Raw genomic sequence first — 15684 nt, forward strand, 5'->3', positions numbered from 1 at the left:
GACTTCACTTTTATGCCAGTCTAAAATTGATTCATCTGTATTTTGGGATATCTAAAAGCAATGGAGAGTATAGCAATCACCGCTAAGATCCAGCAGTAATAAACGTTTTGGATCATTTCCATTGGCGATAATTTTGCAATTGAACATGCCAATAATAATTGTGCGCCAAACGGAATTAAGCCTTGAACAACACAAGAAAAAATATCCAACAAAGCAGCCGAGCGTTTTGGGTCAACACCATATTCTTTAGCAACTTCACGTGCCATATCGCCAGATAGAATAATGGCAACCGTATTATTTGCCACAAAGAAATTAGACAAGATTACCAGAAGGCAGATTCCGATTTCACCAGCTCTTTGCGTTCCCACTTTGAATAAACGCGTAAGTTGATAAATGCGTTGTATTAGCCACTCTAAGCCACCTTCTTTTCGCATAAGGGCAGAAATACCACCGAGTAACATTGAAAGCAATGCGACTTCAAACATGCCCAAAAAGCCATCGTAAATCGCAATATTTAATTTAAGTAGGTTAAAGTCGGGGGCTTGAATCAGACCGACGAGTCCAGACATAACAATGCCCAGCATAAGTACAGCCAACACATGTAATCGGGTAAAAGCCAAAGCAAATACAGCTAAATAAGGCAAAATCAGCCAAAAATTATAGTCATTGAAAGAAACTTGTTGCGTATCACGACTCATCACAAAATAAATCAAAATCGTGAAAAGTGCTGCTGGTACTGCAATCCATACATTGACTTTAAATTTATCTTTTAGTTCTACACGTTGACTACGAGTTGCGGCGATAGTGGTATCTGAAATCATTGACAAGTTATCACCAAACATGGCTCCTCCAACCACAGCACCAATCGCAACAACAGGATTTATATCGGTGACTTGAGTGAAGCCAAATGCGATCGGCGCACAAGCAGCGATAGTACCCATCGAGGTGCCCATCGCAGTAGCAATAAACGCTGAAATAACAAAGAGCATTGGCAGGACAAAAGCCGAAGGAATGAGAGATAAACCTAATTGTACTGTTGCATCAACACTACCAATGGCACTACTAATACTGGCAAAAGCACCTGCCAGCATAAAGACCATAAACATTAAAATAAGATTAGGATGGCTTGCCCCACGGAGAAACTCATCTATACCTGTATTTAATTTGCCACGATAAAGTAATACCGCAAGAATGAGGGCAGGGATAGCAGCAATGGGTGCTTTAATTTGGTAGAAGGCAAACTCAGTGCCAATCAGAGTGTGATAAATACCGCTGCCCAAAAAAATGGCTAAAAACACAATAAGCGGTAGAAGGGCAAGCGCTCGCGAAGAAGCTTTGCCTGGGGAGATTGTGGTCATAACATAAGAAATAAAAGAGTAAGCATGTATAGTATAGAACAGCTTTGGCTAATTCAGAAAAGTTAAAATGTAAGTGCTAAGCTATTTGTTTTTAAACATTTTTAATCAATAAACATAAGTTCATATAAATATTCATGATTTAGAAAAAACAGAAAAAATCGAGCTTTTTGATCATTGTTAAAAAAATCAAAACATTGATAAATATGCACTTGGAATACTTAACTGAAAAGAGTGTTTGGTGCTTTTCATCACACTCTGTTCAATGAGTAAAAAATAGCGTTACAATGGGCCGTCTTGTATTTTACAAAACCAACTCCTCAATTCTATACAATTCAAGGAAAGTACATCCCTATGTCACGTTTAGCCACACGATTTGCACAGCTTAAATCTCAACAGCGTAAGGCTCTAGTTTCTTATGTCATGGCAGGTGACCCTCATCCACACGTAACGGTTCCTTTGTTACATCAAATGGTGGAAGCAGGTGTGGATGTAATTGAACTTGGCTTACCATTTTCAGATCCAATGGCCGATGGTCCAGTGATTGCACTTGCGGCTGAGCGTGCATTGGCAGCCGGTACAAATACATTGGATGCATTGGAAATGGTCAAGCAATTCCGTGAAAAAGACACAGATACACCAGTGGTGTTGATGGGTTATTTGAATCCTGTAGAAGTCATTGGATATGAAAAATTTGTATCAACTGCTCATGACTGTGGTGTGGACGGTATTCTGTTGGTGGACTTACCACCTGAAGAAGCACAAGCGCTCGATGTTGTCTTGAAAAAGTTTGATATGGATCAGATCTTCTTGTTGGCGCCAACATCTACAGATCAACGTATTCAACATGTCGCTAATCAAGCGAGTGGTTTTATTTATTACGTGTCTTTGAAGGGTGTAACAGGTGCAGCGACTTTAGATGTGAATGAAGCTGCTCAACGCATCGAAAAAATCAAGTCGATGACGGATGTACCTGTTGGTGTAGGTTTTGGTATTAGTGATGCAGCCTCTGCAAAAGCAATCGGAAGCGCAGCGGATGCGGTCATTGTTGGTAGTGCTTTTGTTAAACCATTTGCACAGACAACTCCTGATCAAGCAGTTGAACAGGCGGTCAATAAAGTCAAGGAGCTTCGAGCAGCGCTCGATGAGTTAGTATGAATCAAGAAGTTAAATCAGGGAAAACTTTAGCACCTGCAACACCTTGGACAGATCGTTCAGTACCAGGTATTCAAATCCCTGATCAACAGCAATCGTTAAAAGCGACGTTTACTGAGCCTACGATTGAATGTCCAGAATGTCATGCTCTGGTGACTCGTACGGCGATGTCTTTCAATGCTTATGTTTGTCCTCAATGTGATGAGCATTTAAAAATGAAAGCACGTGACCGCTTAAATTGGTTCTTTGATCAAACCGCAAAAGAATTAGGTCAAGAGTTTGTTGCAAAAGACCCACTCAAGTTTGTCGATAGCAAAGCTTATCCTGTGCGTATGAAAGAAGCACAAGAGAAAACTGGCGAAACTGAAGCACTCGTGGTGATGGAAGGGCAAATCAAAGGTTTATCATTAATCGCTTGTGCATTTGAATTTGATTTCATGGGCGGTTCAATGGGTACGGTAGTTGGTGATCGATTTGTACAAGCAGCAGAGCGTGCGATTGAAACCAAACAGCCAATGATTTGTTTTGCTGCCTCTGGTGGTGCTCGTATGCAAGAAGGAATGCTTTCTTTAATGCAAATGGCACGTACATCAGCTGCGATTCAAAAAATGAAAGATGCTCGTATTCCGTACATTGTTGTACTAACTCATCCAGTATATGGTGGTGTGACCGCATCTTTAGCCATGTTGGGTGATGTGCATATCGCTGAGCCTAAAGCAATGATTGGTTTCGCTGGTAAACGTGTCATTGAACAGACTGTACGCGAAAAGTTAGAAGAGCCGTTTCAACGTGCTGAATTCTTGCTTGATCATGGTGTAGTCGATCAAATTGTTCATCGTCACGCATTACGTGATACAGTTTATCGTATCGTAGCGAAATTGATGAATTTGCCTTGAACCTCACTGCTCCACTCAGTACAGATAATTTACAAACATGGCTCGATTATTGGAGCCATGTTCACGTTACAGGAATTGATTTAGGGCTTGAACGCGTCATTCCTGTGGCTGAAAAATTGGGCGTTACACACCCGCAAGCGAAAGTCATTACTGTCGCTGGTACGAATGGTAAGGGTTCAACAACCACAACCTTAGCTTCTATTCTGAATGCTCAAGGATATCAAGTCGGTTTGTATCAATCTCCGCATATCTATCGTTTCAATGAGCGTGTAAAACTCGCAGGTCAGGAAGTTTCAGATGAGCTTCTGATCGAAGCATTTGTTCAAGTTGATCAAGCACGACGTGAATGTGATTTAAGTTTATCTTTTTTTGAAGCAACAACCCTTGCAGCTTTTGTCATCTTCAAACAACAGAAATGTGATGTTTGGGTATTGGAAGTTGGACTTGGGGGACGTTTGGATGTTGTGAATGTCGTTAATCCAAATGTTGCGGTCATTACCAATATTGGATTGGATCACACAGATTGGCTGGGTGACACCATTGAAAAAATTGCTTTTGAGAAAGCGGGTATTATTCGTCCAGATATTCCAGTCATTTTTGGTGGGCAACAAATACTTCCAACATCAATTCAGGATAAAGTCATTGCATGTAATGCGACGCTGTCATGTCTAAATCAGGATTATTTTTATCAAGCAAATGGTGATGGTAAAACTTGGACATTTTCAAGTTCAGCACTGACCTTAAAATTACCATGTGGTCAGTTGGCCCTAGATAATGTTTCTACTGCCGTGGCTGCATTATTGGTCAGTGGATTGAAAATTTCTCAAACTGCACTAGAGCAGGGCATTATTCAAGCACATTTACCAGGTCGATTTGAAATAAGGGAAATCGCAGGAAAAACAGTGATTTTCGATGCGGGACATAATCCGCATGGTGTAGAATTTTTGTTAAAGCAATTGCGAAATTATTTAGAATACAATAAACAGTACACAGAAGTTATCGCTGTGTTTTCGATGTTAGCGGATAAAGATATAGATTCAGTCGTTAATTTATTGAAAAACACGGTATTTATGTGGAAAATTGCGCCGATGGATGTGCCTCGTGCAGCACCATTAAAACAATTAAAGTCAGCGCTTCAAGGTGAGACAGTACAACAGTATTCAAATGTACAGGTCGCATTTAAATCAGCACTTGAAGAAACAAAAAATAATCAGCTGATTTTGGTGTGTGGTTCGTTTCATACCTTAGAAGCGGTCTGGGAGTATTTAGAGAATGTCAATGAATAACAAACAACGCTGGATGGGTGGTGTTGTTTTATTGGGTGGTGGTGTTTTATTGGCAGCATTACTTCTAAAAGGCAAAGAAGAGATCCACCAAAATAATGTTGAACAACCGGTTGAAGCTGTTCAACAAAAAAAGAATGAACCTGAAGCAGTACAACTTCAACCTCTCACAGTTGATGTGGAAACTGAAAAGCGTTTACTTGAAGAGCAACGACGTGCTCGTGAGAAAGCTGTGGCAGAGCAAGAGGCGCGTGCTGCTGAATATTTAAGAATGCAACAAGAGGCCGAAGCTGAAGCCGCACGTCGCGCTGCTGAAGAATATGCTGCAATGAATGCTCGTCGAAACGCTGCTCAGCAAAGTTCAGACAATATTCCTCCTGAATTGGTTGAGGATGAAGCTGAAAAGAAAAAGCGTTTGGCTGAAGAAAATCGCATAGCTGAACAGAAGCGTTTAGCTGAGCAAAAAGAACAACAGGCGAAATCCTCAGAAGAACAAAAGCGTAAAGCCGAAGCAGAAAAACGTGCAGCTGAAAAGAAAGCAGCAGAGCAAAAAGCTGCTGAGGAAAAACGTAAAGCAGAAGAAGCGAAGAAGAAAGCTGAAGCTGATAAAAAAGCTGCAGAAGAGAAAAAACGCAAAGCTGCTGAAGAAGCGAAGAAAAAAGCTGAGGCAGAAAAAGCTCGTGATCTGCTGGAAAATGGAGATCGTCAATGGATGGTTCAAGTGGCATTGGCTGCGAATGAGGCGAATGCAGATGCGCTTGCGGCTAAGCTTCGTGCCAAAGGATATAAGGTAACGAAGAGTCCAACGTCGAAAGGTATTCGAATTATGGTTGGTCCATCTAAAGATCGTGATTCGGCAGATGCGTTACGTAAGAAAATTAACAGTGATGCAAGTTTAAATATGAAATCAGCATGGGTGATTGATTGGGTACCACTGGATAAGCGTCAGTAGTTTCTTGCTTTGTTTTAGAAAAAAGGATTCAAACTATAATTTGAATCCTTTTTTAAATTAATAGGTTAAAGAATATAAGCCATAATCAAAAAAAAGCCTATCTGAGGATAGGCTGAACGCTGAAACTTGATGGCTCGTCAAAATTAATCAAGATCAGGTTGAGGTGTTAAACGTAGATAAGGTGTCACTGCCTTGTACCCTTTAGGGAAGCGTTGTTGAATTTCATTTTCGTCTTTAATAGAGGGAACAATCACAACATCTTCACCATGCTGCCAGTTTGCAGGGGTTGCCACTTTATAGTTATCTGTTAACTGTAATGAATCTATAACACGTAAAATTTCATGGAAGTTGCGACCAGTTGACGCTGGATAAGTAATAATCAAGCGTACTTTTTTATTTGGATCAATGATAACAAGAGATCGGACGGTTAGGGTCTCGCTGGCATTGGGATGGATGAAATCATATAAAGTCGAAACTTTACGATCCTGATCAGCAATGATTGGGAAATTTACCGTGGTAGACTGAGTTTCATTGATATCTTTAATCCAACCATGATGTGATTCAACATCATCTACAGAGAGAGCAATCGCTTTAACATTACGTTTTTCAAACTCGTTTTTTAGCTTTGCTGTAAAACCTAATTCCGTCGTACATACGGGAGTGTAGTCGGCAGGGTGTGAAAATAAAACTCCCCAATGATCTCCTAGAAAATCATAAAAATTAATTACTCCTTCACTTGATTGCTGTTCAAAGTCTGGAGCGGTGTCACCTAAACGTAATGCCATATAAACCTCTATTTTTATCAAAACCTTAATGTGCTGAAATTAATATGGCGGAAACTCTTTATAATTAAAAATAGTGTTTTTTTATTTAGTTATGAAAAAAACAGATTTATTTGAATGTCTGAAGGCAAATAAACGTTCATAAATTTGAATTTGAACGATATATATTTCTGATCAAATTTGCTACATTAACTCGCCGTTGCTCATGCGTCATGGAAAATAATCCAGAAATTTTTTGATTGCATTTGTTTAAAACCCTTGTACTTCAAATTTCTAGCACCATAATAACGTTTGAGAAAAATCATTTTGATAAGTAAGTTTTAGAGAGTCTATATGTTGGCAAGTCTGATCGGAGGAATCTTCGGTACTAAAAACGAGCGCGAATTGAAGCGTATGCGTAAAATTGTCGAGAAGATCAATGCGCTCGAGCCGACGATATCTGTGTTAAGTGATGCAGACTTATCTGCAAAAACAGAAGAATTCAAACAACGTTATAAAAACGGCGAAAGTCTTGATCGCTTGTTACCAGAAGCTTTCGCAGTATGTCGTGAAGCTGGTAAGCGTATTATGGGTATGCGTCATTATGACGTACAGTTGATTGGTGGTATTACCCTACATGAAGGTAAAATTGCAGAAATGCGTACAGGTGAAGGTAAAACCCTAATGGGTACTTTGGCTGTATATTTAAATGCAATTAGTGAACAAGGTGTTCACGTTATTACTGTCAATGATTATCTGGCGCAACGTGATGCTGAGTTAAACCGTCCACTTTATGAATTTTTGGGATTATCTGTTGGGGTGATCTACTCCATGCAGAATCCTGTCGAAAAAGCAGAAGCTTATCGAGCAGACATTACCTACGGTACAAACAACGAATTTGGTTTCGACTATCTTCGCGACAATATGGTGTTCTCGTTAGCCGAGAAAAAACAACGTGGTCTTGCCTATGCGATTATCGATGAGGTTGACTCAATCTTAATTGACGAAGCACGTACTCCACTTATTATTTCGGGTCAAAGCGAAGATTCCTCACAACTTTACGCGGCAATGAATGCGATTCCGCCAAAGTTACATGCTCAAAAAGAAGAAAAAGTTGCAGATGGTGGGCACTTCTGGATCGATGAAAAGCAACGTTCAGTCGAAATTACAGAAGCTGGTTTTGAAGCCATTGAAAGTGAACTTATTGCGATGGGTTTATTGGCAGAGGGTGAAAGTCTATATTCTGCAGCCAACTTAAATCTTGTTCATCATGTCACAGCTTCTATTCGTGCACATTACTTGTATCATCGTAACGTGCATTATATCGTCCATGACGGTGAAGTGATTATTGTCGATGAAAATACAGGTCGTACGATGCCTGGTCGTCGTTGGTCTGAAGGTTTGCATCAAGCGGTAGAAGCAAAAGAAGGTTTAGAGATTCAACCTGAAAACCAAACGCTTGCAACGACCACATTCCAAAACTATTTCCGTTTATACCGTAAACTTTCAGGTATGACAGGTACAGCAGATACTGAAGCTGCTGAAATGAAAGAAATTTATGGCTTAGATGTGGTGTTGATTCCAACCCATCGTCCAATGATTCGTAAAGATCTGAATGACTTAATTTATTTGAATCGTAATGGTAAATACAATGCGATTATTGAAGAAATTAAGAAAATTCATGAAGCTGGTGTTGCACCGATTTTGATTGGTACGGCAACAATTGAAGCTTCTGAAATCTTATCGGATAAACTGAAAGAAGCGGGTATCGCACACGAAGTACTGAATGCCAAACAGCATGAGCGTGAAGCGGATATTATTGCACAAGCTGGCTCTCCACGTGCCGTGACTATTGCGACCAACATGGCAGGGCGTGGTACGGATATCTTGCTCGGTGGTAACTGGAAAGCGAAACTGGCGAAAATTGAAAATCCAACTCCTGAAGATGAAGCACGTTTAAAAGCAGAATGGGAACAAAATAACCAACTGGTGCTGAATTCTGGTGGTTTACACATTATTGGTTCTGAACGTCATGAATCTCGTCGTATTGATAACCAATTACGTGGTCGTTCAGGTCGTCAAGGTGATCCAGGTGTTTCGCGTTTCTTCTTATCGTTAGAAGATGATTTGATGCGTATCTTTGCGGGTGATCGTGTCGTCGCAATGATGCGTGCAATGGGTCTGCAAGAAAATGAAGCCATTGAACATAAAATGGTGTCTCGTTCGATTGAAAACGCCCAACGTAAAGTTGAAGCGCGTAACTTCGATATTCGTAAGAACCTGTTGAAGTATGATGATGTAAATAACGAACAACGTAAAATTATTTACTCACAGCGTGATGAAATTCTGGCAGAAAGTACTTTGCAAGAATACATCGAGTCAATGCATGAAGAAGTGATGAAAGGGGTGATTGAAACGTATATCCCACCTGAATCAATTCATGATCAGTGGGATGTCCCAGGTCTTGAATCTGCATTACGCTCAGACTTTAATATTGATCTTCCTGTGCAGCAATGGTTGGATCAAGATCGTCGATTAGATGAAGAAGCATTAGCACGTCGTATTACTGATGAGGTTTTACAACGCTATCGTGCGCGTCGTGAACAAATGGGTGCTGAATCTGCAGCAGTGTTAGAACGAAACTTTATGTTAAGTTCTTTAGATCGCCACTGGAAAGATCATTTAGCAGCGATGGATTATTTACGTCAAGGTATTCATTTACGCGGTTATGCGCAAAAGAATCCTGAGCAGGAATATAAGAAAGAAGCATTCAATCTGTTTGTAAATATGTTAGCTGTCATTAAGTCTGATGTTGTGACAGATCTTTCATTAGTACGTTTACCAACGCCTGAAGAGCTGGCAGAAATGGAAGCACAGCAGCAAGCTCAAGCTGAAGCGATGCAACTTTCACTTTCTCATGCTGAAGTTGATGGTTTAACAGGTGAGCAAACAGTTAATACTCAAGAATTGGATCAGAATGAAGTTGAGATTACGCCACCTCAAAGCCGTAATGCACCTTGTCCATGTGGTTCTGGTTTAAAATACAAGCAGTGTCACGGTAAAATCTAAATTTCATGAAGCAGAACTTAGGTTCTGCTTTTTTTATTTTATTATAGTGCTTGGTCAGTTCATGTGAATAAGCATTGCCAATTTTCTCAGTTAATGCTATTTAATTTTGCATGATTGAATATATGGAAGCGACAATGAAAAAAATACTAAAACCGGCTCTATTTGCAGTTTTTGCTTTACCAGCTTTTGCATTTGCCAATACTGATACAAAAACTGTACCTCTAGCGAAAGTTCAAGCAGCTGCGGGTGTTACTCAAGCACAAACTGAAGTTAAAAATGACTCCACAACGGTGATAAGTCCTCGCACTGGTATTCGTTACACACTTGGTAATACAGCTGGTCGACCAATCATTCTTCAAACAGCTGCAATAGCACCAGCAACTCCAGCTACAGCAAATCGTATTGTTGCATCAAATCCAGCTCTTTCAAGTTCAAGTCAAGAAAAAGCAAAACAAGCCTTATTGGAACAAACTGTATCTAATTAATTTTAGAATTTCGTACAAAAGCCAGTCTTTGACTGGCTTTATTGTTTTTAGGGATCGAGATTTATTTCAAATCATTCATTTCAATCAACCCTAATGCCTTATTCACTCGATTTTTTTTCTAATTTCTAATAAGCTTAGCCATCATTTTTTTTAATTCGGACAATCAAAAATGGCGGTGGGTGACGTATCAATGCCACAAATGCATGTGGTAAAGGGTGTAAGAATTGGCTCAGCAGAAGCGTATGTACGTTACCCAAATCGACGTGACTTGGTTGTATTTGAATTTGCACAAGGCACTCAAGTTGCAGGTGTATTTACCCAAAATGCTTTTTGCGCAGCGCCAGTACATATTTCAAAACTGCATTTGTCTCAAACAAATCCACGTTACCTTGTAATTAATACAGGCAATGCGAATGCAGGTACTGGTCCTACAGGTATGAAAAATGCAAAGGACACTTGTGCTGAATTTGCCAAAATTGCTGGTGTAAATGAGAACGAGGTTTTGCCATTCTCAACAGGCGTAATTGGTGAACAATTACCAATGGAGCGTTTGATTGCTGGGTTAAAACCAGCATTTGAGAGTCTTGAAGATGATGTATGGCCTCAGGCAGCATCAGGTATTATGACGACGGATACTTTACCTAAGGGGGCTTCTGAACAATTTGAAATTGACGGGGTTGTTTATACAATGACGGGGATTTCAAAAGGTGCAGGAATGATCCGTCCTAATATGGCAACAATGTTGTCTTTCGTAGCGACAGACGCGCCTATTGCTCGTGAATTGGTTCAAAAACTATTAAAAACCACGGTTGAACAATCATTTAATCGCATCACGATTGATGGTGATACATCTACTAACGACTCTTGTATTTTTGCAGCAACTGGTCAAGCAGGTGGTGCTGAAATTACATCTAAAGAAGATGCTGGTTACTCTGTTGTTTTAGATGTACTTACACGTGTCATGAAGCGCTTGGCTCAGTTGATCGTTCGAGATGGTGAAGGTGCAACCAAATTTATAACTGTTTCAGTTGAAGGTGGTGCAAATACGCAAGAGTGTTGTGACATCGCTTACAGCATTGCACATTCACCTTTGGTAAAAACAGCGTTCTTTGCTTCTGACCCTAACTGGGGGCGTATCTTGGCTGCAATCGGTTATGCTGGTGTCCCAGATTTAAATGTCGACAAAATCCAAGTATGGTTAGATGATGTCCAGATCTGTAAAGATGGTGGTGCAGCGGCAGATTACACAGAAGAGGCTGGTGCTAAAGTAATGAATCAATCAGAAATTACTATCCGCGTTGATTTGGGCCGTGGTTCTGCCAAAGATACGGTTTACACCTGTGATTTGTCATATGATTATGTCAAGATCAACGCAGATTATCGTTCTTAAATAAATTAAGCCTCCCTGTTGAGGCTTTTTATTTATCAAATTTTAATGATTGGTCAAATCCAATCGGTGTGTAATTGCTTATATTGATAAGCGCTATGGATAGAGATGCAAATAATGAATGATGCAACCAATTTAATTGCAAATGATGCGAAAGCAATTGTTCAAGCTCATTTAGACCTGATTGGTGAATCTAACAATCAAGATTTAACACCAGAGTTAAAGCAGCAAAAATTTGCTGAGATCCAGGCTGAATTGGAAAAGCGTAATGCGGTATTGGTTGCTCATTATTATTGTGATCCGGTCGTACAGGAGCTTGCGGAGCTTACTGGTGGTTGTGTTTCAGATTCACTTGAAATGGCACGTTTTGGACGTGATCATGATGCGACAACACTCGTTGTGGCTGGTGTGAAGTTTATGGGTGAAACTTCTAAAATTTTATCACCTAACAAAACCATTTTAATGCCTACTTTAGAGGCAACTTGTTCACTCGATCTAGGTTGTCCTGTAGATGAGTTTACCAAGTTCTGTGATGCTCATCCTGATCATACTGTTGTGGTTTATGCAAATACCTCAGCTGCGGTAAAAGCACGTGCAGATTGGGTGGTAACATCAAGTTGTGCTGTCGAAATTGTTGAGCATTTAGATAGTTTAGGTGAAAAAATTATTTGGGCACCTGATCAGCATTTAGGACGTTACATTCAAAAGAAAACTGGAGCGGATATGTTGCTCTGGGATGGTTCTTGTATCGTACATGAAGAATTTAGAGCACGTGGCATCGCTCAGATGAAAGCCATCTATCCTGATGCTGCAGTTTTAGTACATCCTGAATCACCAGAATCGGTAATTGATGTTGCTGACGCAGTAGGAAGTACCTCACAATTGATTAAAGCTGCAAAAGAACTACCGCATGAAACAATGATTGTTGCGACCGATCGCGGTATTTTTTATAAGATGCAACAAATGGTGCCGAATAAGACTTTGATTGAGGCTCCTACGGCAGGTGAGGGGGCGACTTGTCGTTCTTGTGCACACTGTCCATGGATGGCAATGAATGAATTGGATGGCATTTTGCATGTTTTACGACATGGTGATCAGGAAGTGCATGTTGATCCCGCTTTAGCAGAGCGCGCTAAATTACCATTAGATCGAATGTTAAACTTTAGTGCGTCATTAAAGCGTTAATATTAGTCAAAATGCTTGATAAATATACATTTGAAGTGTTTTTTTGATTTTTTTTGAAGATAGGTGTTGACGTTATCCAGCGTCACGCCTAGAATGCACACCGTACCGAACGATACATCAAACGATAAGTTGAACGGTACAAAAGCTGAGATGAATCGGAGTATAGCACAGCCTGGTAGTGCACCTGGTTTGGGACCAGGGGGTCGTAGGTTCGAATCCTACTGCTCCGACCAATTCTTCAAGGCAAAGGTTTTCCAATGATCTCGCAATCATGGGTAATGCGCCTGTAGCTCAGTTGGATAGAGCATCCGCCTTCTAAGCGGATGGTCACAGGTTCGAATCCTGTCAGGCGCGCCATTGGTCGCTTGATTTTATAGAACCAAATTTTGTGATGGTGGATGTAGCTCAGTTGGTAGAGCCCCGGATTGTGATTCCGGTTGTCGCGGGTTCGAATCCCGTCATTCACCCCAACACAAACCGATGTAATCGGAGTATAGCACAGCCTGGTAGTGCACCTGGTTTGGGACCAGGGGGTCGTAGGTTCGAATCCTACTGCTCCGACCATTTATTTCATTATAAATGGTCAGATAAAATATACCGCGTTAAGCGGTTTTTTTATGTCTGATTTTTACTGTTAAAAAAAGATCCTATCAGGATCTTTTTTGTTGAATGTTTAAGGCACGATAATAACAGCAACGCGTCTATTTTCTGCATGGGCAGCGTCAGTATTTGCAGTATTAATAGGTTGGGTTGAACCGCGACCAATAGTTTGGATATGAGCAGGGTTAAAACCCTCTTCGATAAAAATAGTGCTTACGCTTCGGGCACGGCTTTCAGAAAGTTTAAAATTATAATCTGGATTGCCAATAAGATCGGTATGACCGACGATACGGACTTTCTTTAAATTGTATTTTTGTAGTTGTGCTGCGAGATGTTGAATCTGTTCACGATTTTTTTTAGAGATTTCAGCCTGATCGAAATCGAAAAGAAGTCGTTCGGGTAGTCCCAAACTCCAACCTTCCTCTGTGAGTACGAAACCTTGTTGTTTTAACATTTTTACTTGTTTATAGCTTAAAGATCCCATACCCAAGCATGCGCTTAATCCTATACAAAGAATGCTCATGATAAAAAGTTTGAAACTACGATTGAGCATAGGTATTAATCCTCAGTAAAAACTCTATTGTTGAAATATGTGCCAATGATGTTTTAGATTCTTCGCTTTGTACATCGCTTGGTCTGCTTGAGAAATTAAGTCCTCTGGGTTATGAGCTTCTTTAGCCAAAGCAATACCAAGACTAAAACTAAAATGAATTGATTGTCCGTTATATTTTAAGGGCTCATCAGAACATTTTATAAGATTTTCGGCGATCGAAATTAAGTGATCCACCTGACTGACAGGACTTAGGATAATTGCAAATTCATCACCGCTTAATCTTGCGACAAAATCATTTTGACGAGTGTTTTGTTTTAATCGTTTAGCCATTTCTTTCAACACTTCATCCCCTACTAAATGACCATATTGATCGTTAATAGACTTAAATTTATTGTTATCTATAAAAATCAAAACAGTATTTTCAAGTTTATCAGGCTGATCGAAAAGGCTACACAAAACTTTATAAAAGTAATGTCGGTTTGGTAATTGTGTTAATTCATCATGTTGTACTTGATAATTAAGCTGAGTATTTTCAGACTGTAACTGATTGTGCCAAGATTGAATTTCTTCTAATAGTTGATTAAATACTGAGTTTAGATGATGAAATTCTTGAATATCATTTTTTGGAAAGCGGAGATTATATGCTTTTTGTTGACTCACTAATTGTGCTGTATGAATAATTGGTGATATAGAATTCATAATATGACGATAGGTTGCATTAACCGACCACCATAAGGCGAAAATCATAAAAAGCATACCTAAAATCAAGGCTAAGCAAATCTTGATAATGAATAAAATGATATCTTGAGAACTGCCGAATAGATGAAGCTCACCGACCAATTGTCCATTGTGAGTAACTTCAATTTGAATCGGCTTAGAAAAAAATAATCCATCAAACCAAGTTTGAAGTTCTGAATGGCGATCTATCAGTTTACTGCTTTCAGTTATTTTAACTTTACTGCTATCCAATACTTGGATAAGGCGAATTGAATGTTGTTGTGTGTACTCGTGTAAAATATTGTCTAAAGTGTATTTATCTTGGAAAACAAGAGCAGGTTGAATGCGTTCCGCAATTGTGCGACTCACTAAGGTTAAGTTTTGATTGGCGTATGATTTCACCGTAAAAATTGAAATCGTTGCAAAAATTAAAGTGCAGATCAAAAAAGTAATCGCAAAAATTAAAAATTGTGATCTTCTAAATAGTGATTGGAGTGAAGTTAATCCAAAAAATTTATCAATCATCTGAATTACTCCATTTCTGTGCAAGAAGTAATACACGAGGATCAACGTGGATTTTGGTTTTTGCAAGACTGTCTAAATTGACTTTAAATTTTGTAATACCTGCTTTATTGCTATAGAGACAGAAAACACTTCCAACCTCGCAATCTTCATTATTTGTTGAAAATGAGAGAATTGACTTATTTAGTGATTCTCGGATGAGTTTTTGTTCGACTGTTGGAGAAGATTTAGAGAAAAATATAACATCACAATTGGTCTTGTTTAATTCATAATCATGAATATTTTGTGCTTTGATATTTGAATTTTGCTTTTGAATAGTTTGATTAAACTCTGCTAATGCCACAGTGTTATCAATTAGACATAAATCTGGTTGTGGAGATGAAATTTTGGCATAGCTCAAAATAGATAGAGTCATTTGATAAATGTTCTGGTTGGAATTGGCATGGCTAAAGCTGCACATCAAAAGCAGTAGGGAGATCAATACGGCTTTTTTGATTTTAAATATAGCCATTTAGTAACATAGTTCTAGTCAGTTAAATAATAGTGACTATTCTAATCTAATTTTAATAAAGTTAAAGTGTTCGATTTTTTATCAATATCATAGTGAATGGTGTGAATTTGACTATTAAATGCCCACTCAACACTCATAATTTAAAAAAATACTAAAATATTGAAAAAAGAGGTTGCATTGGATATGAAATACTGTAGAATGCACATCCATCGGCGGTGATGTTGATTAAAACTTGTTGAAAAACAAGGGTTTA

The 15684-nt window shown here is 39.2% G+C and carries 13 protein-coding genes and 4 tRNA genes; 12 read left to right on the forward strand and 5 right to left on the reverse strand.

What is annotated here, in order from left to right:
* Positions 1-20: 20 nt before the first annotated feature.
* A complete protein-coding gene (locus AC1M9J_RS13695) occupies positions 21-1358 on the reverse strand; it encodes a Na+/H+ antiporter NhaC family protein (protein WP_481592336.1) in 1338 nt (445 codons plus the stop codon).
* A gap of 351 nt (positions 1359-1709) precedes the next feature.
* Between AC1M9J_RS13695 and trpA the strand changes: the two genes are divergently transcribed.
* From trpA to AC1M9J_RS13715, 4 genes are read left to right on the forward strand one after another with little or no spacing between them, the layout of a single operon-like run.
* Complete coding sequence (gene trpA, locus AC1M9J_RS13700) at positions 1710-2513, forward strand: tryptophan synthase subunit alpha (protein WP_035267926.1); 804 nt, start codon at positions 1710-1712, stop codon at positions 2511-2513.
* Positions 2510-3406, forward strand: coding sequence for an acetyl-CoA carboxylase, carboxyltransferase subunit beta (gene accD, locus AC1M9J_RS13705; protein WP_035267924.1), 897 nt, complete (start codon positions 2510-2512; stop codon positions 3404-3406). Before trpA ends, accD begins: the two co-directional genes overlap by 4 nt.
* Entirely contained in the window at positions 3403-4692 is a 1290-nt protein-coding gene (gene folC / locus AC1M9J_RS13710) for a bifunctional tetrahydrofolate synthase/dihydrofolate synthase (protein ID WP_481592338.1), read from the forward strand. The genes accD and folC overlap by 4 nt, the downstream gene beginning before the upstream one ends.
* Positions 4679-5641 (forward strand): SPOR domain-containing protein, encoded by a 963-nt coding sequence (locus tag AC1M9J_RS13715; RefSeq protein WP_481596628.1) that lies wholly within the window; start codon positions 4679-4681, stop codon positions 5639-5641. Before folC ends, AC1M9J_RS13715 begins: the two co-directional genes overlap by 14 nt.
* A 143-nt stretch (positions 5642-5784) precedes the next feature.
* Here AC1M9J_RS13715 and AC1M9J_RS13720 read toward each other — a convergent pair whose 3' ends face one another.
* On the reverse strand, positions 5785-6426 hold the full coding sequence (locus AC1M9J_RS13720; RefSeq protein ID WP_481596629.1) for a peroxiredoxin: 642 nt from the start codon (positions 6424-6426) through the stop codon (positions 5785-5787).
* A gap of 330 nt (positions 6427-6756) precedes the next feature.
* Here AC1M9J_RS13720 and secA point away from each other — a divergent pair, with 330 nt between their 5' ends.
* The 8 genes from secA (at position 6757) to AC1M9J_RS13760 (ending at position 13092) form a co-directional block, all read left to right on the forward strand.
* Complete coding sequence (gene secA, locus AC1M9J_RS13725; RefSeq protein ID WP_092768537.1) at positions 6757-9471, forward strand: preprotein translocase subunit SecA; 2715 nt, start codon at positions 6757-6759, stop codon at positions 9469-9471.
* Between the two features lie 134 nt (positions 9472-9605).
* A complete protein-coding gene (locus AC1M9J_RS13730) occupies positions 9606-9956 on the forward strand; it encodes a hypothetical protein (protein ID WP_092768561.1) in 351 nt (116 codons plus the stop codon).
* A 169-nt stretch (positions 9957-10125) separates the two neighbouring features.
* Positions 10126-11346: a bifunctional glutamate N-acetyltransferase/amino-acid acetyltransferase ArgJ gene (argJ, locus tag AC1M9J_RS13735; RefSeq protein ID WP_481952507.1), complete on the forward strand. Its 1221-nt coding sequence runs from the start codon at positions 10126-10128 to the stop codon at positions 11344-11346.
* 114 nt (positions 11347-11460) lie between these two features.
* The gene (gene nadA / locus AC1M9J_RS13740; RefSeq protein ID WP_481590904.1) at positions 11461-12528 is read left to right on the forward strand and encodes a quinolinate synthase NadA; all 1068 of its coding nucleotides are present in this window, start codon (positions 11461-11463) and stop codon (positions 12526-12528) included.
* Positions 12529-12684: 156 nt separating this feature from the next.
* Positions 12685-12761 (forward strand) — tRNA-Pro (locus AC1M9J_RS13745).
* A 47-nt stretch (positions 12762-12808) separates the two neighbouring features.
* Positions 12809-12885, forward strand: a tRNA-Arg gene (locus tag AC1M9J_RS13750).
* Positions 12886-12922: 37 nt separating this feature from the next.
* Positions 12923-12998 (forward strand) — tRNA-His (locus tag AC1M9J_RS13755).
* Positions 12999-13015: 17 nt separating this feature from the next.
* Positions 13016-13092, forward strand: a tRNA-Pro gene (locus tag AC1M9J_RS13760).
* 109 nt (positions 13093-13201) lie between these two features.
* Here AC1M9J_RS13760 and yfiB read toward each other — a convergent pair.
* The 3 genes from yfiB to yfiR are packed head-to-tail and all read right to left on the reverse strand — an operon-like array spanning position 13202 to position 15431.
* Positions 13202-13681 carry an outer membrane lipoprotein YfiB gene (yfiB, locus tag AC1M9J_RS13765; protein WP_035267906.1) on the reverse strand — a complete coding sequence of 160 codons (480 nt, stop codon included), beginning with the start codon at positions 13679-13681 and terminating at the stop codon, positions 13202-13204.
* A 24-nt stretch (positions 13682-13705) separates the two neighbouring features.
* Entirely contained in the window at positions 13706-14923 is a 1218-nt protein-coding gene (gene dgcN, locus AC1M9J_RS13770; protein WP_481596631.1) for a diguanylate cyclase DgcN/YfiN, read from the reverse strand.
* Positions 14916-15431 carry a regulatory sequestration protein YfiR gene (gene yfiR, locus AC1M9J_RS13775; protein ID WP_481592344.1) on the reverse strand — a complete coding sequence of 172 codons (516 nt, stop codon included), beginning with the start codon at positions 15429-15431 and terminating at the stop codon, positions 14916-14918. Before yfiR ends, dgcN begins: the two co-directional genes overlap by 8 nt.
* Between the last annotated feature and the right edge of the window lie 253 nt (positions 15432-15684).

Source organism: Acinetobacter sp. ANC_7588 (genome assembly GCF_056783995.1).